This is a genomic window from Salipiger mucosus DSM 16094 (assembly GCF_000442255.1).
Classification (GTDB): domain Bacteria; phylum Pseudomonadota; class Alphaproteobacteria; order Rhodobacterales; family Rhodobacteraceae; genus Salipiger; species Salipiger mucosus.
In genome coordinates, this window is sequence record NZ_KE557287.1 from 1 (window position 1) to 22,481 (window position 22,481).

The window sequence follows — 22,481 nt, forward strand, 5'->3', positions numbered from 1 at the left end:
CCCTTGCCCACGTCACCGTAGCCGCAGACCACGGCGACCTTGCCGGCCATCATGGTGTCGGTCGCGCGGCGGATGCCGTCGACGAGCGATTCCTTGCAGCCGTACTTGTTGTCGAACTTCGACTTCGTGACGCTGTCGTTCACGTTGATCGCCGGGAAGGGCAGCTGGCCGCCCTTGGACAGCTCGTAGAGACGGTGCACGCCGGTGGTGGTCTCTTCCGAGACGCCCTTGAGCATGTCGCGCTGCTTCTTGAAGAAGCCGGGCGTTTCCTTCATCCGCTTGCGGATCTGGGCGAAGAGCGCCTCTTCCTCTTCCGAGCCGGGGTTCGCGATCAGGTCTTCCTCGCCGGCTTCCACGCGGGCGCCGAGCAGGATGTACATGGTCGCGTCGCCGCCGTCGTCGAGGATCATGTTCGATCCGCCCTGGCCGTCACCGTCGAAGTGGAAGATGCGGTCGCAGTAGTCCCAGTAGTCGACCAGCGTCTCGCCCTTCACGGCGAAGACCGGCGTGCCGCCTTCGGCGATCACGGCCGCGGCGTGGTCCTGGGTCGAGAAGATGTTGCAGGACGCCCAGCGGACCTCGGCGCCGAGCGCCACGAGGGTCTCGATCAGGCAGGCGGTCTGGATCGTCATGTGCAGCGAGCCGGCGATCCTGGCGCCCTTGAGCGGCTGGCTGGCGCCGTATTCCTCGCGCAGGGCCATGAGGCCCGGCATCTCGGTCTCGGCGATGTCCAGCTCCTTGCGGCCGTAGCCGGCCAGCGCGATGTCCTTGACGACGTAGTCGCTCGCCACGTGGGGCATGTCTTCTGCAGGCATGTCTTGTCCTTTATCCGATGAAACGATGCCGCCGGGCAGGGTGCCCGGCGGCAGGTGCATTGCTTGGCGGGCCGGTTACTCGGCCGCGATCTTGTGGCCGAACTCGGCCGCGAGGTCCTTGGCGAGGTCCGTGCGCTCCCAGCCGAAGCCGCCGTCGGCGTCCACCGGGCGACCGAAGTGGCCGTAGGCCGCGGTGCGCGCGTAGACCGGCTTGAGCAGGCCCATCGTCTCGCGCAGGCCGCGCGGCGTGAGGCGGACCATCTTGCGCAGGGTCGCGCCGAGCTTCTCCTCGTCGACCTTGCCGGTGCCGAAGGTCTCGACGTAGCGGCGACGGGGTCCGGCACGCCGATGGCATAGGCCAGCTGGATCTGGCACTTGTCGGCGAGGCCCGCGGCCACGACGTTCTTGGCCAGGTAGCGCGCGGCATAGGCCGCCGAGCGGTCCACCTTGGTCGGGTCCTTGCCCGAGAAGGCACCGCCGCCGTGGGGCGCCGCGCCGCCGTAGGTGTCGACGATGATCTTGCGGCCGGTGAGGCCGGCGTCACCGTCGGGGCCGCCGATCACGAAGTTGCCCGTGGGGTTCACGATCAGCTTGTCGTCGGCCGGCAGGTCCCAGCCCTCGTCCTTGAAGACGCCCTCGATGTAGGGCTTCACCAGCTCGCGGACCTTGTCCTGGCTGACGCCCTCGAGGTGCTGCGTCGAGACGACGACGGTGTCGACGCCGACGGGCTTGCCGCCCTGGTACTTGAGCGTGACCTGCGACTTGGCGTCGGGGCCGAATTCCGGCGTCTTGCCGGATTTGCGGTCCTCGGCCATGAGGCGCAGGATCCGGTGCGCGAACTGGATCGGCGCCGGCATCAGCTCTTCGGTCTCGTTGCAGGCGTAGCCGAACATGATGCCCTGGTCGCCGGCACCTTCTTCGCCCTTGTCGCCCTCGTCGACGCCCATCGCGATGTCCGAGGACTGCGCGTGCAGGCGGTTGACGATCTCGACAGTCTTCCAGGAGAAGCCGGGCTGGTCGTAACCGATTTCCTTGACCGCCTCGCGGGCGATCTCCTCGACGCGGCGCAGCACGGACTCGGGGCCGCGGACTTCGCCGGCGATGGTCAGGTGGTCGGTGGTGGCAAGCGTCTCGCAGGCGACCCGGGCCTCGGGCTCCTCGGCCAGGTAGGCGTCGAGGACCGAGTCCGAGATGCGGTCGCAGACCTTGTCCGGATGGCCTTCCGACACCGATTCACTGGTGAACAGCCAGGTTTTGTCACCCATTTTGGGTTCCCCCTCTTAGTTCTGGGATTGGTGCCCGCACGCCTCAGGCGACGTTGCGGGCCTTCTCTTCGCCGGTGCTCCGTCCCGGCGTGTATCCGAGGCTCGGCGCGAGCCATGTCTCGACCTCGGAAATGCTCATTCCCTTGCGCTCGGCGTAGTCGGCGACCTGGTCGGGGCCGATCCGGCCCACGCCGAAGTAGCGCGCGTCGGGATGCGCGAAGTAGAGGCCGGCCACCGCCGCGGCAGGCCACATCGCGCAGGATTCGGTCAGCTCGAGGCCGGTATGCGCCGTGGCGTCCAGCATCTCGAACAGGGTCCGCTTCTCGGTGTGATCCGGGCAGGCCGGATACCCCGGGGCAGGGCGGATGCCGCGATACTTCTCGGCGATCAGGTCCTCGTTGGCCATCGACTCGTCGGCGGCGTAGCCCCAGAGGCTGCGGCGCACGCGCTCGTGCAGAGCCTCGGCAAAGGCCTCGGCGAAGCGGTCGCCCAGGGCCTGCACGAGGATCGAGTCGTAGTCGTTGTTCTCGGCCTTGAAGCGGTCCGAGATGGCGTGGACCTCGGGGCCCGCGGTGACGGCGAAGCCGCCGACCCAGTCGGGCGTGCCGACGGGCGCGATGAAGTCCGACAGGCACATGTGCGCCTTGTCGCCCGACTTCTTGCCCTGCTGGCGCAGCTGCGGGAAGCGCGCCGCCTCGGTCTTGCGGTCCTCGCCGGTCCAGACGATCACGTCGTCGCCCTCGGCGTTCGCGGGCCACAGGCCCACCACGCCGCGCGGCTTGAACCACTCTTCCTCGATGATCCGGTCGAGCATCGCCTGCGCGTTGTCATAGAGTTCGCGCGCGGTCGGGCCCTTGTCGGGATCGTCCAGGATGTCGGGGAAGCGGCCGCGCATCTCCCAGGTCGCGAAGAAGGGCGTCCAGTCGATGTACTCGCGCAGCTTCGACAGCGGCATGTCGTCGATCGGCGACAGGCCCGGGCTTTGCGGCGCGGGCGGGTTGGCGCTGTCCCAGTCCGTGTTGAAGGCATTCGCACGCGCCTCGGCCAGCGGCGTCGTCGGGCGGTCGCCCGTCTTGGCCGAGCTCTCGCGCATCTTCTCCTGCTCTTCGGCGATGCCCTCGAGATAGGCGGGCGCCGCGGTCTTGGACAGCAGCCGCGAGACGACGCCGACGGCCTTGGAGGCGTCGTCGACGTGGATCACGCCGTTGTCGTACTCGGGCGCCACCTTGAGCGCGGTGTGCTTCTTCGAGGTGGTCGCGCCGCCGATCATCAGCGGCACCTCGAAGCCCTGCCGGGTCATCTCGGCGGCCACCTCGACCATGCGGTCGAGCGAGGGCGTGATGAGGCCGGACAGGCCGATCACGTCGGCGTTCTCTTCCTTGGCCTTGGCCAGGATGTCCTCGGTCGGCACCATGACGCCCATGTCGACGACGTCGTAGTTGTTGCACTGCAGGACGACGCCCACGATGTTCTTGCCGATGTCGTGCACGTCACCCTTGACGGTCGCCATCAGCACCTTGCCCTTGGCCGAGGTGTCGCCCGAGAGGCGCTTTTCCTCTTCCATGTAGGGCAGCAGGTGCGCCACGGCGGCCTTCATCACGCGGGCCGACTTCACGACCTGCGGCAGGAACATCTTGCCCTCGCCGAAGAGGTCGCCGACCACGTTCATGCCGTCCATGAGCGGCCCCTCGATCACGTCGAGCGGGCGTTCCGCGCGCTGGCGGCACTCCTCGGTGTCGTCGACCACGAAGTCGGTGATCCCGTGCACCAGCGCGTGCTCCAGCCGCTTCTCGACGGCCTGCTCGCGCCACTTGGGGTCTTCCTTCTTCGAGGCCTCGCCGGTGCCCTTGTACTTGTCGGCGATGTCCAGCAGCCGCTCGGTCGCGTCGTCGCGGCGGTTGAGCAGCACGTCCTCGACCCGCTCGCGCAGCTCGTCGGGGATGTCGTCGTAGACGGTGATCTGGCCCGCGTTCACGATGGCCATGTCCATGCCCAGCGGGATCGCGTGGTAGAGGAACGCCGAGTGCATCGCCTCGCGCACGGCGTTGTTGCCGCGGAAGCTGAACGAGACGTTCGACAGGCCGCCCGAGATGTGGGTGTCGGGCATGTCGGCCTTGATGAGCCGGATCGCCTCGAAGAAGGCGTTGGCGTAGTCGTTGTGCTCCTCGATGCCGGTGGCGACGGCAAAGATGTTGGGATCGAAGATGATGTCCCAGGGCTCGAAGCCCGCCTTCTGCGTCAGCAGGTCATAGGAGCGGCGGCAGATCTCGTACTTGTGCTGCGCGGTCTCGGCCTGGCCGTTCTCGTCGAAGGCCATGACCACCACGGCGGCGCCGTAGCGGCGCACGATGCGCGCCTGCTCAAGGAAGGCGTCCTCGCCTTCCTTGAGCGAGATGGAGTTCACCACCGCGCGGCCCTGGATGCACTTGAGACCCTCTTCGATCACCTCGAACTTCGAGCTGTCGACCATGACCGGCACGCGGCTGATGTCGGGCTCCGAGGCGATCAGGTTGAGGAAGGTGCGCATCGCCTCCTGGGAGTCGAGCAGGCCCTCGTCCATGTTCACGTCGATGATCTGGGCGCCGTTCTCGACCTGCTGCCGCGCCACGTCGAGCGCGGCGGCATAGTCGCCGTCCATGATCAGCTTCTTGAACTTGGCCGAGCCGGTGACGTTCGTCCGCTCGCCGATGTTGATGAAATTGGCAACGCTGGTCATGCTGCGCCCTCCTTTGCGGTCGCGGCCGGGGCTTCGAACATCTCCAGTCCGCTCAGGCGCATCTGGCGCACCTTCTGCGGGATCTTGCGGGGAGTCTTGCCCTCGACGGCCTTGGCGATGGCCCGGATGTGGTCCGGCGTGGTGCCGCAGCAGCCGCCGACGATGTTCACGAGACCGCTGTCGGCCCATTCCGCGAGGTGCGCGGCGGTCTCTTCCGGCGTCTCGTCGTAGCCGCCCATCTCGTTCGGCAGGCCGGCGTTGGGGTAGGCGCTGACGCGGGTGTCCGCCACCTCGGAGAGGGTGCGCACGTGCTGGCGCATCTCGCCCGCGCCAAGCGCGCAGTTGAGCCCGATCGAGAAGGGACGCGCGTGGCTCATCGAGACCCAGAAGGCCTCGGGCGTCTGCCCGGTGAGCGTGCGGCCCGAGCGGTCGGTGATGGTGCCCGAGATCATCAGCGGCGGCACGTCCAGCCCCTCGTCCTTGAGCGAGTCGATGGCAAAGAGCGCGGCCTTGGCGTTGAGCGTGTCGAAGATGGTCTCGATCAGCAGCAGGTCGGCGCCGGCCTCGATCAGGCCGCGCGCGGCCTCGCCGTAGGCCTTGGCGAGATCGTCGAAGGTCACGGCGCGGAAGCCGGGGTCGTTCACGTCGGGGCTGATGCTGGCGGTCTGGTTGGTCGGCCCGATGCCGCCCGCGACCCAGCGCGGCCGGTCCGGCGTCGAGGCGGCATCGGCCGCCTCGCGCGCCAGCCGCACGCTCTCGGCGTTCATCTCGCCGACGAGGTGCTGCATGTTGTAGTCGGCCTGGCTGACCGAGTTGGCCCCGAAGGTGTTGGTGCACAGGATGTCCGCGCCGGCCTCGAGGAAGTCGGCGTGGATGTCGCGGATCAGGTCGGGCTGGGTCAGGCTCAGCAATTCGTTGTTGCCCCCGACATCGCCCGAATGGTCCGCGAACCGCGAGCCGCGATAGAACGCCTCGTCGGGTTTCGCCTGCTGGATCATCGTGCCCATCGCCCCGTCCAGCACGAGGATCTTCCGGGCCGCATGCGCGGCAATGTCAGTGGTATCGGTCATAGGTATTTCCCTTCAGGCCGCGCGGTCGGCGCGGATCGTCGCCGGCAGTCCCAGCGCGCGGCAGATCGCGAGCGTGACGTCCGGCTTGTTCAGCGTATAGATATGGAACTCCGTCAGCCCCTCGGCAACGAACCGGCGGCATTGTTCGACCGCCACGCTGGTGGCGACCATCGAACGCAGGTCGGGCGTTTCGTCGAGTCCGGCGAACATCTCTTCCATCCAGGTGGGAATAGAGGCACCGCAGCCGGACGAAAAGCGCTTGAGGCTCGCGAAGTTGGCAACCGGCATGATGCCGGGCACGATCGGGGCGGAAATGCCTGCCTTCCGGGCACGATCGACGAAGCGCAGCACGGTGTCGGTGTCGAACGCATATTGCGTGATCGCCCGGTTGGCCCCGGCGTCGATCTTGCGCTTGAGGTGATCGAGGTCGCCCTGGTCGCTCGCGGCCTCGGGGTGCACCTCGGGATAGGCGGCGACCGAGATATCGAAATCGCCTATGCGGCGCAGGCCTTCGACCAGTTCGGCGCCGTCGTGGTAGCCGTCCTCGGCCAGCGTCTCGCCCTCGGGCAGGTCGCCGCGCAGCGCGACGATGCGGCGGATGCCGGCGTCCCAGAGGCCCTGGGCCTGGCGGTCGATCTCGGCGCGGCTGGCGCCAACGCAGGTCAGGTGCTGCGCCACGGGCAGGCCCGAGCGGGACGCCACGGCGTCGACCACCTGGCGGGTGCGCTCGCGGGTCGAGCCGCCAGCACCGTAGGTCACAGAGAAATAGGCCGGTCCGGCCTCGGCCAGCCGGTCAACGGTGTGCCCGAGTTTCTCGATCCCCGCCTCGGTCTTGGGCGGGAAGAGCTCGAAGGACACCGAGATGTCCCGTTCGGGTGTCTGCCCGGTCATGAAGGTCTCTCCGTCGTTGGGATCGTCTGTCTGGTTGGTGCCCGGCCCGCGCGGCTGGCGCGGGCCGGGGTGTCCGGTCTTACGCCGGCTTGCGGAAGGTCAGGATGCCCCAGGCGAGGTAGCCGTCGTCGGCCGCCTTGACCCAGTTCTCGAGACCGACGGCCATCTTGTCGAGGTACTCGGCCGACGAGCCGCCTTCACGCAGCTTGTCGTAGTTCGCCAGCAGTTCCTCGCGGACCCGTGCGTAGTGGTTGCGCAGCTGGTTGGTCATCTCGTCCAGCTCCACCGTCTCGAAGCCGAGCGCCTCGGCCACTTCGCGGTAGTAGCGGATCGAGCCCAGGCTGTTCAGCTGCAGGCGGTCGTAGACCGGCTGAAGCACGCCCTGCGGCACGTCGTCGGCCTGCATCGGGTCGGTGAAGATCAGGTGACCGCCCGGCTTGAGCACGCGGTACGCCTCGGCGATGACCTTGTCGCGCTGGTCCGAGTGCAGGAAGGCATCCTGGCTCCAGGCCACGTCGACGCTGGCGTCGTCCTGCGGCAGGTCCTCGAAGACGCCGTGGCGCACCTCGATCTTGTCGCCCAGGCCGGCCTGGCGGATCTTCTGGCGGTTGTAGTCGTTCTGCGTGCTCGAAATGTTGACACAGATCGCCTCGGCGCCCGTCTGCTTGACCAGCGTGCGCATCGCGCCGCCATAGCCCGCGCCCATGTCCAGCACACGGCTGTCGGCGCCCAGCTTCGGCAGCTTGTCGATCATCGCGGCGATGGTCTTGTCGCTGGCCTCGCGGATGTTCTTCGTCTCGTCGTAGAGGCCGATGTGCAGGTCTTCGCCGCCCCAGATGGTCGAGTAGAAGGTGTCGGCGTCGTCACTGTCGTAGTAGTCTTCGGTGACGTCGCGGATGTCCTGCTCGTCCTCGGTGCTGGTGCCGCCCCAGCGCTTCATGTGCAGCGAGGATTTCTCGGCCACGTGGATGAAGAAGTCCGGGTCGTCCTCGGCGTAGGTTTCCTGGAAGTCGCCGTAGGTGCGGACGCGCTCGAAGCCTGCCTCGGTGAGCAGCCGACGCATGTAGTTCTTGCGGATCGGGCACATGTTCAGCGTGTAGGAGGCGCCGTCGGGGAAGGTGTAGCGCATGCGGCACAGGCCCTCGTCGACGTGGTCCGGCTCGGCCGTCACCTGGTCGCCGCAGTAGTAGAACTTGTGCTTGGTCGAATAGCCGTTGTCGATCATCGCGTCGTAGTTGCGCTGATCGAGAATGAGGATGCCGTCGTGCTTCAGCGCGGCATAGAACTCGGCCAGCGCGCGGCGGCGGTCCTTTTCCTCGTGCAGGTGGGTGAAGGAGTTGCCGAGGCAGATGATCGCGTCGTACTTGCCCGCGATGTCGCGGTTCAGCCAGCGCCAGTCGGCCTGCGTCGTCTTGAGGATCAGGCCGCGCGCCTGGCCGTTCTGGAAGGCCTTGGCGACCATCGCGGCCGAGCCGTCGGCGGCGGTCACGTCGAAGCCGGCCTCGGTCAGGCGCACCGAGTGGAAGCCGGTGCCGCAGGCCACGTCGAGCACGCGTTCCTTGCCGCGGGCGCGCAGGATGTCGATGAAGAACTGGCCCTCGCTGGTGGCGCGGCCGTCCCAGTCGATCAGCTCGTCCCACTTGTCGACGAAGGTCGAGACATACTCCTTGCGGTAGTGGTCCGTTTCACGGTCTGCCAGCGGGTCGTCGCCGTAGACCTGGTCGGTCATCGTGAGCTCGGCGTTGTCCGTGCTGTAATCCGTCATGTGTTTACCCCTCCTTAAGGCCGCATCGTCCCGGCTGGAACGGGACGACCGTTCCACTGGACATTCCGAGGCCGGGCGCGGTCTTTCGCCGTCGCGCCGATCCCGGGCGTTCGCTTGTTTGTGTCGCGGGCTCTGCCGTGACCGGCGAGCCCCTCGCATGTTCGAAGCATTTCCGCGCCGTGGCGGTCGCCTCCACGCATTTCCTTAGCGTCTGCGAAGCAGTGTCACGTCGCTGTGACGCGTGGCGGACACTCTGCAGTTTAATTGCGACACTTCAAGTCCTGTGGCGCCTTGTCATGAAGACTTTTTGTTTTGGCTTACAAACTAATCATTTTCGCGCACGCCTCGAGCAGTTCGCGGAGGCCAGGAGCGTTCAGGACGCGCGGGAGAACCCGTCGCGAACCGGCGAATCCACGCGAGTCGGCGCTGCCGGCAGGGTGCCGGGGCCCTTGGCGCCGGGCGGGCAGGGGGCTATGACGGTCCACCCGAGACCAGAGGAGCCCGCCTTGGACCAGACCGCCGAGCGCATCGCCCGCACCATCGCCACCGAGATCGCCGCGAGCCCCAAACAGGTCGCCGCCGCGGTCGAGCTGCTGGACGGGGGCGCCACCGTGCCCTTCATCGCCCGCTACCGGAAGGAGGCGACCGGGGGCCTCGACGACACCCAGCTGCGGACGCTGGGCGACCGGCTGACCTACCTGCGCGAGATGGAGGCGCGGCGCGCCGCGATTCTCGAGTCGATCAAGGGGCAGGACAAGCTGACCGACGACCTGGCGAGGCGCATCGCGGGCGCCGACAGCAAGGCCGCGCTCGAGGACATCTACCTGCCCTACAAGCCCAAGCGCCGCACCAAGGCGATGATCGCGCGCGAGAACGGGCTCGAGCCGCTGTTGCGCGCCATCATGGAGGACCGCGCCGCTGATCCGCAGACACTGGCCGAGAGCTACACCGGCGAAAACGTCGAAACGGTCAAGGCCGCGCTCGAGGGCGCGCGCGACATCCTCGCCGAGGAGCTGAGCGAGAACGCCGACCTGCTGGGCCGCCTGCGGAGCTTCATGCGCGAGGAGGCGCTGATCTCCGCCACGGTCCAACCCGGCAAGGAAGAGGCCGGCGCCAAGTTCTCGGACTACTTCGACCACCGCGAGAAATGGGCCGACATCCCCGCGCACCGGGCGCTCGCGATCCTGCGCGCCTCGAAGGAGGAGATCGTCACCGTCTCCATCGCCCCCGAGCCCGAGGAGGGCGCCGCCCGCGCCGTGGGCATCGTGGCGCAGGCCATCGGCATCCCGGGCGACGCGCCGGGCGATGCCTGGCTGCGCACCGCGGCGGGCTGGACCTGGCGGGTCAAGCTGAGCCTGTCGATGTATGTCGACCTCATGACCGAGCTGCGCCGCCGCGCCCATGAAGAAGCGATCCGCGTCTTCGCCCGCAACCTGCGCGACCTGCTGCTCGCCGCGCCCGCCGGCAGCAAGGCGACGCTGGGGCTCGATCCGGGCATCCGCACCGGGGTCAAGGCCGCCGTGGTCGACGCCACCGGCAAGGTGCTGGAAACCGCGACGCTCTACCCCTTCCAGCCCAAGCGCGACCTGCGCGGCGCCGAGGAGGCCGTGCTGCGCATGGTCAAGCGCCACGGCGTCGCCCTCGTCGCCATCGGCAACGGCACCGCCAGCCGCGAGACCGAGCGCTTCGTCGCCGACACGCTCAAGCGGCTCGAGGGGCCCGCGCCCACCAAGGTCGTCGTCTCCGAGGCCGGCGCCTCGGTCTATTCCGCCTCCGAGCTGGCGGCGCAGGAGTTCCCGGATCTGGACGTCTCGCTGCGCGGCGCGGTGTCGATCGCGCGGCGCCTGCAGGACCCGCTGGCCGAGCTCGTCAAGATCTCGCCCGAGAGCATCGGCGTCGGCCAGTACCAGCACGACGTGGACCAGCGGCAGCTGGCCAAGGCGCTCGAGGCCGTGGTCGAGGACGCTGTGAACGCCGTTGGCGTCGATCTCAACACCGCCTCGGCGCCGCTGCTGGCGCATGTCGCGGGGCTGGGGCCCTCGCTGGCGCAATCCATCGTCGCGCACCGCGACGCCAACGGCGCCTTCGCCTCGCGCAAGGCGCTGATGAAGGTCTCGGGCGTCGGCCCCCGCGCCTTCGAGCAGAGCGCGGGCTTCCTGCGCATCCGCGAGGGTGACGAGCCGCTCGACGCCTCCTCGGTCCACCCCGAGGCCTACGAGGTCGCCCGCCGCATCGTCGGCGCCTGCGGCCGCGACATCCGCCAGATCATGGGCCACCCCGAGGCGCTGAAGGGCCTGCGGGCCGAGGATTTCGTGGACGAGAGCTTTGGCCTGCCCACGGTGCGCGACATCCTGTCGGAGCTGGAAAAGCCCGGCCGCGACCCGCGCCCCAGCTTCAGGACGGCGACCTTCGCCGAGGGGGTCGAGGACATCAAGGATCTGAAACCCGGCATGTCGCTGGAGGGCACGGTGACCAACGTCGCGGCCTTCGGCGCCTTCGTCGACATCGGCGTGCACCAGGACGGGCTCGTGCACGTGAGCCAGCTGGCCGACCGCTTCGTCAAGGACCCGCACGAGGTGGTCAAGGCGGGCGACGTGGTCCGGGTCCGCGTCACCGAGGTCGACGTCCCCCGCAAGCGCATCGGCCTGTCGATGCGCAAGGACGGCGGCGGCGGCTCGGGCGGCGGCCGGGGCAAGGACCGCGGCGCACCCCCGCCCAAGGGCCGGCGCGGCGGTGGCGGAGGCGGCGGCCCCAAGGGCGGCAAGTCGCGCGAACCCTCGGGGCAGGGCGCCCTCGGCGCGGCGCTGGCGGACGCGATGAAGAAGAAATAGCGCGGCCTCGGGTCCGTGCGTCACCTCTTCCGGTTGCGCCGCGTGGCCGTCGCCGCAGCAGAGGTGACGGTCATCGGAGGCAGCCGGGGGATGGTCTCCGGCGCGGCCAGTCTTATGGCCGCGCCCGTGATTTCCTGAAGTGGTCTGCCGGAGTGTTTGCCGCGCCTTATGGGCGCGGTCAGGCCCGGGGCTCCGCCCGTGATTTCCTCAATCGCTCCCCCGGAGCGATTGTCGCGCCCTATGGGCGCGACCCGGAAATCACCCCATCCACCGCCGGACCGGGGCGTTGGATTCCTCAAGCGGCTGGGTCACCACGTCCACCAGCGTCGGGCCGTCGTGCGCCACCGCCTGCCGCAGCACGCCCTCCAGCTCGGCCGGGTCCTCGACCCGCCAGGACTTGACGCCGTAGGCAGCCGCCACCGCCGCCTGATCGACGCGGTTGAAATCCACGTTGTAGTAGCGCGCACCCTTGTCGTCCTTCTGGCTCGCCTTGATCCAGCCGTAGCTGGCGTTCGAGAACACCACGAAGGTGATCGGCGCGCGCGAGCGGCAGACGGTTTCCAGCTCGCCGCAGGTGAAGCCGAAGGAGCCGTCGCCCATCAGCGCCACGGTCTTCGAGGCCGGCCGCCCGTACCAGGCCCCCAGCGAGGCCGCGAGCGAATACCCCAGCGCCCCGTGCGCGCGGTTGGTCACGAAGTAGCGCCCCGCCAGCTGCTGCTGGTAGTAGGCCGAGGCATAGGGGCAGGAGGTGCCCGGGTCCGAGACCACGGTGGCATCCTCGGGCAGCACCTTCATCAGGTCCGCGATGACCCGCTCGGGGCGGATCGGCTGGTCGCCCCCGGCCGCGATGCGGTCGAAGATCTCGAACTTGCGCCGCTTGATGTCGGCCACCGCCGCCGCGCCGCCGAAGGTGCCCGCGCCCTGGCCGCGCTTGTCGAGCGCCGCGTTCAGCATCCCCAGCGAGAGCCGCAGGTCGCCCGCGACGCCGACCTCGGTCGGCAGGTTGGCCCCGATCACCATCGGGTCGGAGTCGAAATGCACGATGCGGGTGCCGACGCTGGGCGCCTCCCACCGCGCGGTGGTGGTCGAGCCCGCCCGGCAGCCCATGAAGACCACGAGGTCGGCGGCCTCCATCATCTCCCAGGTCTGGTCGGTGCCGCCGTTCGAGCCGACCACGCCAAGCGCGTTCGGGTGCGTGTCGGCCAGCGAGCCCTGGCCCGAGATCGAGGAGGCCACCGCGATGTCGAGCCGCGTCGCCAGCCGGTCGAGCTCGGCCATGGCGCCCGAGATCACCACGCCGCCGCCGCAGACGATGAGCGGTTTCTTCGCCGAGAGGATCGCGTCGAGCGCCGCTTCGACGGCGGCCTCTTCGGGGCCGGTGCGATAGGCCGGGTAGGTCGCGAGCGCGGGGTCGGCCCAGATGTCGGCCGGGTCCACCGGGTCGTACTGGATGTCGTAGGGCAGCCCGAGGTGCGTCGACCCCGAGCGCCCGGTCGTCATGGCGCGGAAGGCGGTGCGCACCATGCGCGGGATGTGCTCGGCCCGCTTGATGACGGTGTTCCACTTGGTCAGCGGGCGCATCAGCGCCTCCTGGTCGACCTCGGTCAGGGGATACTTGCCGTAGGAGGCCACCGAGATGTCCGAGGTGATCGCCAGCGTCGCGTAGGAGCTTTCCGAGCTTTCGATCAGCCCCGGCAGGATGTAGGTCGCGCCGCCGCCCGAGGGCCCCTCGCAGACGCCCGGCCGCCCGGTCACCCGCGAATAGCCGTCGGCCATGTAGGCCGCGCTGCGCTCGTCGCGCGTCAGCACGTGCGAGATCTCGTGGTCGAGCAGGTGCATCGCGTCGTAGAAGGGCAGGGTGGTGTCGCCGCAGAGCCCGAAGATGTGCGTCACGCCATGCGCTTCCAGCATCCGCACCATGGCTTCCGCGCCGTTCAGTTTGTTGTCCAGCATCCCGGTTCCTTCACGCTCGGGCGCGGGGCCGGACCTCCGGCGGCGCCAAAAATTGTATACAAAGAAAAATACAAGGTTCGCCCGGAGCCTTCAAGGCCGTTCTGCGACCCTAGAGCCGTCCGCCGCGCGGCATGGGGAAATGCTGCGGCCGAACGCCCAGCTGAAGCCAGCGCACCAGCGAGTGGATGTCGAAGACCGGCAGCCCCGTCGCGGCCGAGACATCGGCGGCATAGGGCGCCATGTTGGTGCACTCCAGCACCAGCGCGCCCACCTCGGGGTGGCGCCGCACCAGCCGCTGCGCGGCCGAGATCACGTCGTCGCGCGCGCGGATCACGTCGAGGTCGTCCTTCTCGGCGCCGATGATGACGCGGAAGAATTCGCCGTCGGTGTCCGTGCCCTCGACCGGCGTGTCCTGCGGCACGCCCACGCCCTCGAGGTGCGCGGGGGTCAGGCTGCCCGAGCTGATCGTCACCACGCCGGGGCGCTTGCCGGGCGGCAGCATGGCCTGCACCCAGGGCACCTGCATCAGCGAGGAAGTCGCCACCGGCACGCCGAGCGCCTCGGCCAGGTCCGGTTGCAGGATCGACAGGAAACCGCAGTTGGTGGTGATCGCCTCGGCGCCCAGTTCCACCAGCTCGCGCGCGCCCTCCAGAAAGGCCTCGCGCAGCCCGGCGGCCTTGTTCAGCACCACGGTCCCCGGATCGGCGCCCCGGATCACGCGGTAGAGCACCGGGAAGGGCCAGGTCTCGGCATGGCCCATGTCGCCCGGAATGCGGGCAAAGCGCGCCTCGAGCATCAGGATGCCGAGCGGCGCGCCGTAGACGGCCTTGCCGCCGCTGGCGATGACGGAGGGGGAGGGGGCGTCGTGGGTCATGTCGGTCGGGCCTTTCGCGTGCTGTCTCAGCCTTGGCGCGGCGCGCGGTCGGGCGCAAGGCCCCGGGCCGCGGATTTCCCCGCGCCCGCCGCGCGCGTGACGTCGCGCCCTGCGCGCGCGCCTTGCCCGGACGTGCTAGGATCGCGCCCAGGGAGAGAGGAGGCCCACATGCGCGAGATGGAGCCCGAGACCGAGCTGGGAACCCACCGGGTCGAGAACCAGCCGCCGCCGCGCGGCGATCTCTCGCTGATGGAGACCGACCCCGCCCTGCGCGAGGCGCTGTCGGATCTCGGCGCCCCCCGCCGCGCCGCGCTGGCGGACTATGCCGCGACCATCGGCACGACCGGCATGCGCGAGGCCGCGCGCGACGCCAACCGGCACGCGCCCGAGGCGCATCTCTTCGACCGCGCGGGGCGGCGGCTGGACGAGGTCCGTTTTCATCCCGCCTACCACGCCTTCATGCGAACCTCCTGCGCCGCGGGCTACGCCTCGGTCGCCTGGGAGGGCGGTGCGGGCGGCCACCGCGCCCATGCCGCGATGGTCTACCTCGCGAGCCAGGTCGAGCCCGGCCATTGCTGCCCGCTCACCATGACCTATGCCGCCGTGCCCGCGCTGGCGGCGGGCGGGGCGCCCTTCGCGCACTGGCGCGACAAGGCTCTCTCGCGCGACTACGATCCCGACCCGCGCCCCATCGACGACAAGCCCGGCGTGACGCTGGGCATGGCGCTGACCGAAAAGCAGGGCGGCTCGGACGTGCGGGCCAACACCACGCGGGCCGAGCGCGACGGCGCGGGCTGGCGGCTCACCGGGCACAAGTGGTTCTGCTCGGCGCCCATGTCCGACGCCTTCCTCACGCTCGCGCAGGCGCCGGGCGGGCTGACTTGCTTCCTCGTGCCCCGCTGGCTCGAGGAGGGGCGCAATCACATCCGGATCGCGCGGCTCAAGGACAAGCTGGGCAACCGCTCCAACGCCTCGGCCGAGATCGAGTATGCCCGCGCGCTGGCATGGCAGCTGGGCGAGGAGGGCGACGGCGTGCGCACCATCGTCCGCATGATCCACCACACCCGGCTCGACACCGCCCTCGCCCCCGCCGGCCTGATGCGCGCGGCGCTCTGCGAGGCGCACCACTGGGTCGCCCACCGCAGCGCCTTCCAGGCGCGGCTGATCGACCAGCCGCTGATGCGCTGCCTGCTGGCCGACCTCGCGCTCGACCTCGAGGGCAGCCTCGCGCTGGGGCTGCACGTCGCGCGCGCCTTCGACGGGATGGATGACGCGGCCCGCGCCTTCGGGCGCATCGGCGTGGCGCTGGCCAAGTTCCTCTCGAACAAGCTCTGCCCGGTGGTGGTGGGCGAGGCGATGGAGGTGCTGGGCGGCGCGGGCTACGTCGAGGATGGCCCGCTGCCCATGCTCTACCGCGAGGCCCCGCTCAACGGCATCTGGGAGGGATCGGGCAACGTGATCTGCCTCGACGTGCTGCGCTCGCTCGCGCGCGATCCCCTCGCGGGGGGCGTGCTGGCCTCCGAGCTCGACGCCGCCGCGGGCGCCGATCCGGCCTATGACGTCGCCTTGAGCGACTACCGCGCCGCCTGGCCCGCGCTGCCCGAGCCCGCGCAGGCCCGCGCCTTCACCGAGCACACGGCGCTGATGCTCTCGGCCTCGGTGCTCTGCCGGGGCGCCTCCGACGCGGTCGCGGGAGCCTTTGTCCGCAGCCGCCTCACGGACCGGCGCGGCCGCGTGCCGGGCGCGCTGCCCGCGGTCGACCCGGCGCCACTGCTCGCGCGGCTGGGTGGATAGCACCGCACGGTTCTGGCCTTGTCGTCAGATGCGGCGCCACGGGCCGGGCTGTCCATGGGGAAACGGGCTTTCGCCACGCGTGCCGAATGCGCCCCGTCGACGGACGGCCCAGACGCAGGGCGTGGGCATGTCACAACAGCGTTCGGGAGAAGGGCGATCGGCCACGATCAGTCTGTGGAAATCAACCACGATGAGCATGTCTTGCGATCGCTCCAGCGGTCACCGGTCACCGGGCCAAGACATGAACCGATATTTGAACCACGCAAATGCAGCACAGGAAAAGACCCAGATCGTCGCCAGGCCCAGCCAGCCGACCTGGCTGACGGAGCCGTGGTGTCTGAAGCCCAGGAACGCTCCGTTTCCGACAATGACCGTGGCGAGGATCACGCCGAATGCGATGGCCTGACGGAACTCGCGGTGATTTCCATTGTGCGGCATGTGCGTTCGGCTCCACTGCTGACGGTTGCTGGCAACGAGCTCGCGGAGTCAATGTAGATCTTTGCTATCAAACATTTAGCGCCAGGTCCATGCCGGCCCGCCTCTTCGTCCCGGCGAAGCGGAAGCGGCGGCACCGCGGACGGAGCGGTCCCTCGTAGCGGTGGCTCCGATGCCCACTTTCGACAGTTTGGCAAAAAACACTGGTTCGGGGCGCATTGATGCGCTCGATCTTCGTACGGTTCGATCATCCACCGAAGAAGACGGTATGCATCGTCCGCCCCGGTATGAGCGTGAAAGCTCCGGTCAGCAACAGGGCCAAAGCGTATAGCTGGATCATCGAGTTCCGGTGTGCTGCAACACGTCCTTGGCGGATCGCGCTGACGGAGTATACCAACGTCGTGAGGACGAGGATCGAAAGGACGTGTATGATGGAGAATGGTCCGAACCATCGGAATTCGTGTATCCAGAAGCTCGTTGCCGCGACAATGGCCATCGCGCCGACCCAGAAATAGCCGAGCGCTTTGTGCAGTGCAGTTCCTTTGGGTGCTGCAAGCTGAAAGGCCCCAGCCCCCATTGCGATAAGCGCAACGAATGCGTGGATCGTGATGATCGCACCGTCATTCCACAGGGCTTGCCAGTTCATCCCGACTCCTCCCGTAGATGATGGACAGGACAAGTCCTTGCACGGCCACAACCGCGATCCAGAACACGAGCTCGACCGCAACAAGCGCGACCGGTTCACCGAACATGTTAAAAGGAGTGTGGAACTCGAAATAGAGCGCCATCAGCGCCCAAAGGATAGCGCCGAAGGCCAGTCCACGCGCGACGATCCCACGCGGCAAGGCAGGCTCGATCCAATAGAACACCAGACCGTGTATCACACCGATCAGGGCGGCGATGGCCATGTATAGCGGCCCATTGGTGAACATGAGGGGAAGTGGCTCCATCTCGAACAGAACCGCGACGACCTTCGCGCTTTGAGCTTCGTTCTCAAATAGAAGCGGTCGGCCGAGCTGAAAGAAAAGGATGTTGCTGACGATGTTGGACATGACGATTGCAACGGCACCGCCAAGGGCGGCTCTCGATAGCTTCGCGTAGGTGATATGTTCCTCCTGGCAAGAAATGCCGTGATGCGGATTTTTCAGTGGCGGCGCTCCGATCCGGATCGCGCGACGCAGGTGTGTTTGACAACGCACCCGTTGCCAAAGAGCACAAGACAAGGCGAATGCCTGTCCGAAGAGGGCAATAGGTTGGCAAACGATCTTGGTATCCTCAAGCGGGCGCAGCGATTGCATGTGTGGGCACATGCGATGCTACGACACTTGGCAGACCCGGATTCATTTCGGCACATCTTCGACTTGTTTCACGACAACAGACGTTCATACGATCCGCGGCTTCCGTCGTTATGGGCTCCGTCCCGCCGTTCGCCGCGCGCCGCATGAACGGTCGTTTCGGGCGCTGGCGAGCGCGGCGCGGCCCGTGAGAGGCAGATCCTTTTGACCCGGCCGCTCGGCAGGCGAGGGCCGCCGGACACCCCCCCTCGCGCCGCTGCCTTGCCCGGCAGGGGACGATGGGCTGCATAGCGGGAAGCTATGGCAGGCCCTGCCCAAATTGCGCCTGCGCGGCTGATCCCCCTACCGTCCTGCGCAGAACATCGGGGGGAGGGTACATCATGGCATCGACGGACACGAGGGTCGCGCTGATCACGGGGGGCGCGCAGGGGCTGGGCCTTGCCATCGCCGAGCGGTTGTCGCGGCACGCGCGCTGCGTTCTCCTCGACATGCACCCCGAGGTGGCCGAGGTCGCGGCCTCGCTACCGGGCGGGGCGATGGGGCTGCGCGCCGACGTGAGCGACGAGGCCGGGATCGCGGCGGCCATCGCGCGGGTCGAGCAGGAGTGCGGGCGGCTCGACATCCTCGTGAACAACGCGGGCATCCACCCCTACGGTTCGGTCGAGGATATCGCGCAGTTCGATTCCGTCAGCCTCGAGGACTGGCAGCGGCTGCTGCAGATCAACCTGACGGGCATGTTCATCGTCACCAAGGCGGCGCTTCCCCTGATGCGCCGGGGCGGCTGGGGCCGCATCGTCAACATGTCGTCGCGCACCGGGCGGACCTACACCGGCACTGCCTCCATCGCCTATGCCACGGCCAAGGCGGGGGTCATCGCCCTGACGCGGCAGACCGCCGGTATCGAGGGGCCGAACGGGATCACCGCCAACTGCATCGCCCCGGGCTCGGTGCGCACGCCGCTGACCAGTCGCGAAGGCGAGGAGGGCATCGCCCGGCGCGCGGCCCGCACGGTCGTGGGCCGCATCGGCGAGCCCTCGGACGTGGCGGCCACGGTCGCGTTCCTTGCCTCCGAGGATGCGGGCTACATCACCGGCGCCACCATCGACGTGAACGGCGGCTCCTCGATGATGTGAGCGCTTCCGGGGGCGTCACCCGTCCCCGGTCAGCCGCCGCGCCGCCTGCGCCACGCGGGCCAGCACCGCCGCCGGACCCTCGCGCGCGGCAAGACCCGCCATCGGCACCTCCAGCCCCAGCGGCGTGTCCGGCGGCAGGGCCTCCAGGACGCCCGCGAGATCGATCTCGCCCTCGCCCGGCGGCAGCCGCTCGGCCCGCGCGGTCTCGAGCAGCTGTTCGGTCGTGTAGGGCGGATGCACCCGCGCGTCGCAGAGGTGGGCGAAGGGCAGCCGGTGGGGCGGCACCTCGGCCAGCTGCGCGAGCGTCGAGCCCGAGCGGTCGAAGTGCAGGCTGTCGACCAGCATCCCCACGTCCGGCCCCGCCTGCTCGACCACGCTCCGGCAGGTGGCGAGGTCGGGCACCGGGGTCCAGGTAAAGAATTCCAACACCGCGCCAAGGCCCCGCGCGGCGGCGGCCTCGTGCAGCGCGCCGAGCGTATCGGCGAGCCGCGCGGGATCGGGATCGTAGGGCGCGGTGATGACGTGGCGGGCGCCCAGCTCCGCCCCGGCGTCGAGCAGCGGCAGCAGCGGCGCGATTTCGGTCTCGGGCGTGAGCCGTACGAATTCCACGTCCGACACGTACAGCCCAAACGTACGGAGCGCCGCGCGGGTCGCGCGCATCGCGGCGGGATCCTCCATCAGCGGATAGCCCGGGCTGTCCTCGGTCACCCGCAGCAGGCGCAGCCCCACCGCGTCGAAGCCTGCCTCGGCCGCCGCTTCGATGAAGGCGGGCGGGGCGAGGTCGATGGCGGTCAGATGCGCGACCGAGAGGGTGCGGCTCATGCCCCGCCCTCCGCCGCGTGGCGCCCGGCTATGAAGCCGAAGGTCAGCGCGGGCCCCAGCGCGATGCCGCCCGCCGGGTAGAAGCCGCCGAAGATGGTCGCCGCGTCGGTGCCCGCCGCGTAGAGCCCCGGGATCGGCGCTCCCTGCGCATCGAGCGCGCGGGCCTGCCCGTCGGTGGCGATGCCCGAGAAGGTGCCGAAGCTGCCCGGCACCACCTCGACCGCGTGAAAGGGCGGCTTGACGATGGGCGCCACGTTGGGGTTGGGCTTTTGCTCAGGGTCCCCCTGAAGCCGCATGTAAGGCGTTGTTCCGCGGTGAAATTCCGGGTCCTCGCCCTGTGCGGCGTGGCGGTTCCAGTCGGTCACGGTCCGCGCCAGCCCGGCGGGGTCGATGCCGCATTGGCGGGCCTGCCCCTCGATACTACGCGCGGTCCTGAGGTAGCCGCGCTTCGTCCACTGGCGCCAGGGCACCGGCTGCGGGCGCACCACGCCCAGGCCGTAGCGGCGCAGGAAACGGTGATCGCAGACCAGCCAGGACCGCGCGGGGGCGTCGTCGGGCAGGGTGCGCAGCATGGCCTCGACGTAGTCGTGGTAGCCCAGCCCCTCGTTGCAGAAGCGCTCGCCGTCCGAAAGCACGCCGATCACGCCCGGCTTGCCGCGGTCGATGATATGCGGGAACTGCGCGACCCGGCCGTCGGGCCAGCGCACCGTCGAGACCGGGCAGAAGGCCGCGGGCCGCGCCTGCGTGGCATCGACATGCCCGCCCGCCCCCTCGGCCAGCCGCGCCCCGTCGCCCGAGGCCGAGGGCACGGCCAGCGTCCGGTGCTCGGCATCGCGCGGGAAGAGCCCCGCCCGACGCGCCGCGTCATGCGGGAAGCCGCCCGAGGCCAGCACCACGCCGCGCGCGGCGCGCAGGGTCTCGCCGCTCTCCAGCGTCACGCCCATGACGCGGCCCTGCTCGACGACAAGGTCGGTCACGGCGCAGCCCGGCCGCAGCGTGACGCCAAGGTCGAGCGCCGAGCGCAGCAGGCGGCCGACCAGAGCGGCGCCGTTGCGCAGGTCCATTCCCCGGCCATGAAAGGCGAGGTCGCGCAGGTGGCGCAGCACGCGGCGCGTGGCGTAAACGAGTGCCCGGGGCGAGCGCGTCATGGTCATGAAGGCGCGCAGGTCGGGCCCGGCCTGTATCGTCATGCCGAAGAAGGTGGTCTCGCGCACCGGCTCGCGCAGCAGCTTGACGGCCTCGCCGAGGCCGCGCGCGTCGTAGGGCGCCGCGATGACCGAGCGCCCGCCGGTGCCCGCCCCGGGCCTGTCGCCGTAGGTGTCGGGGATCGCCAGCCCGCCCTCGAACCGCAGCGCGGTGTGCTCCTCGAAAAAGCCCACCATCTCGGGCGCGGCGGCAAGGAAGGCGTCGACGCGGTCGGGGTCGAAGTGGTTGCCCAGCACCGACTGCACGTAGCGGCGGGGGGCATCCTCGGGCTCCTCGATGCCGGCGCGGCGCACGACCGGGTTGCGCGGCGCCCAGATCCAGCCGCCGGACCAGGCGGTGGTGCCGCCCAGAACCGGCGCCTTCTCGATCACGGTCACGCGCAGGCCCCGCGCGGCGGCGGTCACGGCGGCCGACAGACCGGCGGCGCCGGAGCCCACGACGATCAGGTCGGTCTCGGGATGCGTTGCAGGGGCGTCGGTCACTGTGCTCTCCTCCGGGTCGGGCGCAAGCCTGCCGGGCCGCGAGCGTTAACGTCAATTATCCGTTTTGCGGAAATCGTAACCTCATGTTAATCGCTGGGTCGGGGAGGGCTCAAGCATGCGAGAGATCACGCTGCGCCAGATCGAGGTGATCCGCGCGGTCATGCTGCGCGGGACGATCAGCGGCGCGGCCGAGCATCTCGGCGTTTCGGCGCCGGGGATCAGCCGGCTCATCAAGCATACCGAGGACTCGCTGGGCCTGCGGCTCTTCGAGCGGCGCGCGGGGCTTTTCGTGCCCGCGCTCGAGGCCGAGCCGGTCTTCGACCAGATCCGCGAGGTCTACCGCGGGGTCGAGAACCTGCAGACCGCCATCGGTGCCCTGCACAAGGGCGAGGACGTGCAGCTGTCCTTCGCCTCGGCGCCCTCGGTGGCGCAGTTCATCGCCGCGCGCGCGATCCGGTCGCTGCGCCAGCGCTACCCGGACCTTTTCATCGACCTCAACATCCTCAAGATCGAGGAGACGGCCGACTACCTGCTGCTCGAGCGCGGCGAGTTCGTCATCATGAGTTCGCCGGTCCAGAATCCCGGCATCGAGAACGAGGAAATCGCCACCGGCCGGCTGGTCGCCATCCTGCCCGAGGACCACCCGCTGGGCGCGCAGGAGGCGGTGTCGCTGCATGATCTCGCCCGCGAGCCGCTGATCGGGGTGCCGCGCTCGGACCCCTATGGCGCCATCGTCGCGCGGCCCTTCCGCGACGCCGGCATCGAGATGCGCCAGAGCGTGCGGGGCCGTTTCGCCCAGACCGTCGTGAGCCTCGTGCGGCACGGGCTGGGCGTGGCGGTGATCGACGAGTTCTCGGTCTCGGAGGTCTACATGCCCGGCCTGCTGCGCCGGCCGCTGGTCGAGCACGGCGAGGTGACGATCTACGTCTCGCGCAAGAAGGGGCGGGTGCTGTCGACCTTCGCGGATTTCGCCATCCGCCGCTTCCGCCGCGAGCTGGCCGAGGCCGCGCGCCACTGGGAACCCGGCGCCTCCGGGCCGCCCTCCCACGACGATTAACATAAGGTTCATGAATCGACAGCCTTGATCCTTGACGTTATGCCCCTCGATGACCGAGCGTATCGTGCAATGGTCGC

Annotated in this window: 16 protein-coding genes and 1 pseudogene; 4 read left to right on the plus strand and 13 right to left on the minus strand. The window is 69.2% G+C overall.

Annotated features, from left to right (window positions below):
* From SALMUC_RS25495 to SALMUC_RS25515, 6 genes and pseudogenes are all read right to left on the minus strand, one after another.
* Positions 1–800, minus strand: an 800-nt coding sequence (locus tag SALMUC_RS25495; protein WP_037372951.1) for an adenosylhomocysteinase, incomplete at its 3' end; no start/stop codon positions are given.
* 90 nt (positions 801–890) lie between these two features.
* Positions 891–2,080: pseudogene (gene metK / locus SALMUC_RS25500) on the minus strand (methionine adenosyltransferase).
* A gap of 43 nt (positions 2,081–2,123) precedes the next feature.
* Positions 2,124–4,796, minus strand: a complete 2,673-nt coding sequence (gene metH, locus SALMUC_RS25505) for a methionine synthase (RefSeq protein WP_020041231.1) — start codon at positions 4,794–4,796, stop codon at positions 2,124–2,126.
* Positions 4,793–5,866 (minus strand): homocysteine S-methyltransferase family protein, encoded by a 1,074-nt coding sequence (locus SALMUC_RS31930; RefSeq protein WP_020041230.1) that lies wholly within the window; start codon positions 5,864–5,866, stop codon positions 4,793–4,795. The genes metH and SALMUC_RS31930 overlap by 4 nt, the downstream gene beginning before the upstream one ends.
* 12 nt (positions 5,867–5,878) lie before the next feature.
* Complete coding sequence (gene metF / locus SALMUC_RS25510) at positions 5,879–6,757, minus strand: methylenetetrahydrofolate reductase [NAD(P)H] (RefSeq protein ID WP_020041229.1); 879 nt, start codon at positions 6,755–6,757, stop codon at positions 5,879–5,881.
* Between the two features lie 79 nt (positions 6,758–6,836).
* Positions 6,837–8,522 (minus strand): glycine/sarcosine N-methyltransferase, encoded by a 1,686-nt coding sequence (locus tag SALMUC_RS25515; RefSeq protein ID WP_020041228.1) that lies wholly within the window; start codon positions 8,520–8,522, stop codon positions 6,837–6,839.
* Between the two features lie 506 nt (positions 8,523–9,028).
* Between SALMUC_RS25515 and SALMUC_RS25520 the strand changes: the two genes are divergently transcribed.
* Entirely contained in the window at positions 9,029–11,353 is a 2,325-nt protein-coding gene (locus SALMUC_RS25520) for a Tex family protein (RefSeq protein ID WP_020041227.1), read from the plus strand.
* Between the two features lie 258 nt (positions 11,354–11,611).
* Here SALMUC_RS25520 and SALMUC_RS25525 read toward each other — a convergent pair whose 3' ends face one another.
* Both SALMUC_RS25525 and SALMUC_RS25530 read right to left on the minus strand, forming a co-directional pair.
* Positions 11,612–13,306: a thiamine pyrophosphate-binding protein gene (locus SALMUC_RS25525; RefSeq protein WP_020041226.1), complete on the minus strand. Its 1,695-nt coding sequence runs from the start codon at positions 13,304–13,306 to the stop codon at positions 11,612–11,614.
* A 109-nt stretch (positions 13,307–13,415) separates the two neighbouring features.
* A complete protein-coding gene (locus SALMUC_RS25530; RefSeq protein ID WP_020041225.1) occupies positions 13,416–14,180 on the minus strand; it encodes an aspartate/glutamate racemase family protein in 765 nt (254 codons plus the stop codon).
* A gap of 168 nt (positions 14,181–14,348) precedes the next feature.
* Between SALMUC_RS25530 and SALMUC_RS25535 the strand changes: the two genes are divergently transcribed.
* The gene (locus SALMUC_RS25535) at positions 14,349–15,974 is read left to right on the plus strand and encodes an acyl-CoA dehydrogenase family protein (RefSeq protein ID WP_020041224.1); all 1,626 of its coding nucleotides are present in this window, start codon (positions 14,349–14,351) and stop codon (positions 15,972–15,974) included.
* A 219-nt stretch (positions 15,975–16,193) separates the two neighbouring features.
* On the opposite strand, the gene SALMUC_RS25540 is transcribed toward SALMUC_RS25535, so the two are convergent.
* The 3 genes from SALMUC_RS25540 to SALMUC_RS31380 form a co-directional block, all read right to left on the minus strand.
* The gene (locus SALMUC_RS25540) at positions 16,194–16,412 is read right to left on the minus strand and encodes a hypothetical protein (RefSeq protein ID WP_020041223.1); all 219 of its coding nucleotides are present in this window, start codon (positions 16,410–16,412) and stop codon (positions 16,194–16,196) included.
* Positions 16,413–16,656: 244 nt separating this feature from the next.
* Positions 16,657–17,055, minus strand: coding sequence for a DUF2306 domain-containing protein (locus SALMUC_RS25545; protein ID WP_020041222.1), 399 nt, complete (start codon positions 17,053–17,055; stop codon positions 16,657–16,659).
* On the minus strand, positions 17,030–17,707 hold the full coding sequence (locus SALMUC_RS31380) for a hypothetical protein (RefSeq protein WP_245584747.1): 678 nt from the start codon (positions 17,705–17,707) through the stop codon (positions 17,030–17,032). The genes SALMUC_RS25545 and SALMUC_RS31380 overlap by 26 nt, the downstream gene beginning before the upstream one ends.
* A gap of 377 nt (positions 17,708–18,084) precedes the next feature.
* Between SALMUC_RS31380 and SALMUC_RS25555 the strand changes: the two genes are divergently transcribed.
* Positions 18,085–18,837 carry an SDR family NAD(P)-dependent oxidoreductase gene (locus SALMUC_RS25555; RefSeq protein WP_020041220.1) on the plus strand — a complete coding sequence of 251 codons (753 nt, stop codon included), beginning with the start codon at positions 18,085–18,087 and terminating at the stop codon, positions 18,835–18,837.
* Between the two features lie 15 nt (positions 18,838–18,852).
* On the opposite strand, the gene SALMUC_RS25560 is transcribed toward SALMUC_RS25555, so the two are convergent.
* On the minus strand, positions 18,853–19,659 hold the full coding sequence (locus tag SALMUC_RS25560; RefSeq protein ID WP_020041219.1) for a sugar phosphate isomerase/epimerase family protein: 807 nt from the start codon (positions 19,657–19,659) through the stop codon (positions 18,853–18,855).
* Positions 19,656–21,347, minus strand: a complete 1,692-nt coding sequence (locus tag SALMUC_RS25565) for an FAD-dependent oxidoreductase (RefSeq protein ID WP_020041218.1) — start codon at positions 21,345–21,347, stop codon at positions 19,656–19,658. Before SALMUC_RS25565 ends, SALMUC_RS25560 begins: the two co-directional genes overlap by 4 nt.
* A 115-nt stretch (positions 21,348–21,462) precedes the next feature.
* Between SALMUC_RS25565 and SALMUC_RS25570 the strand changes: the two genes are divergently transcribed.
* Positions 21,463–22,404 (plus strand): LysR family transcriptional regulator, encoded by a 942-nt coding sequence (locus SALMUC_RS25570; protein ID WP_020041217.1) that lies wholly within the window; start codon positions 21,463–21,465, stop codon positions 22,402–22,404.
* Positions 22,405–22,481 lie beyond the last annotated feature (77 nt).

Bases quoted from the DNA above. Each gene is read 5' to 3' on its own strand.
- metH (WP_020041231.1), bottom strand. From the start codon at position 4,796: ATGACCAGCGTTGCCAATTTCATCAACATCGGCGAGCGGACGAACGTC.
- SALMUC_RS31930 (WP_020041230.1), bottom strand. From the start codon at position 5,866: ATGACCGATACCACTGACATTGCCGCGCATGCGGCCCGGAAGATCCTC.
- metF (WP_020041229.1), bottom strand. From the start codon at position 6,757: ATGACCGGGCAGACACCCGAACGGGACATCTCGGTGTCCTTCGAGCTC.
- SALMUC_RS25515 (WP_020041228.1), bottom strand. From the start codon at position 8,522: ATGACGGATTACAGCACGGACAACGCCGAGCTCACGATGACCGACCAG.
- SALMUC_RS25525 (WP_020041226.1), bottom strand. From the start codon at position 13,306: ATGCTGGACAACAAACTGAACGGCGCGGAAGCCATGGTGCGGATGCTG.
- SALMUC_RS25530 (WP_020041225.1), bottom strand. From the start codon at position 14,180: ATGACCCACGACGCCCCCTCCCCCTCCGTCATCGCCAGCGGCGGCAAG.
- SALMUC_RS25535 (WP_020041224.1), top strand. From the start codon at position 14,349: ATGCGCGAGATGGAGCCCGAGACCGAGCTGGGAACCCACCGGGTCGAG.
- SALMUC_RS25540 (WP_020041223.1), bottom strand. From the start codon at position 16,412: ATGCCGCACAATGGAAATCACCGCGAGTTCCGTCAGGCCATCGCATTC.
- SALMUC_RS25545 (WP_020041222.1), bottom strand. From the start codon at position 17,055: ATGAACTGGCAAGCCCTGTGGAATGACGGTGCGATCATCACGATCCAC.
- SALMUC_RS31380 (WP_245584747.1), bottom strand. From the start codon at position 17,707: ATGCAATCGCTGCGCCCGCTTGAGGATACCAAGATCGTTTGCCAACCT.
- SALMUC_RS25555 (WP_020041220.1), top strand. From the start codon at position 18,085: ATGGCATCGACGGACACGAGGGTCGCGCTGATCACGGGGGGCGCGCAG.
- SALMUC_RS25560 (WP_020041219.1), bottom strand. From the start codon at position 19,659: ATGAGCCGCACCCTCTCGGTCGCGCATCTGACCGCCATCGACCTCGCC.
- SALMUC_RS25570 (WP_020041217.1), top strand. From the start codon at position 21,463: ATGCGAGAGATCACGCTGCGCCAGATCGAGGTGATCCGCGCGGTCATG.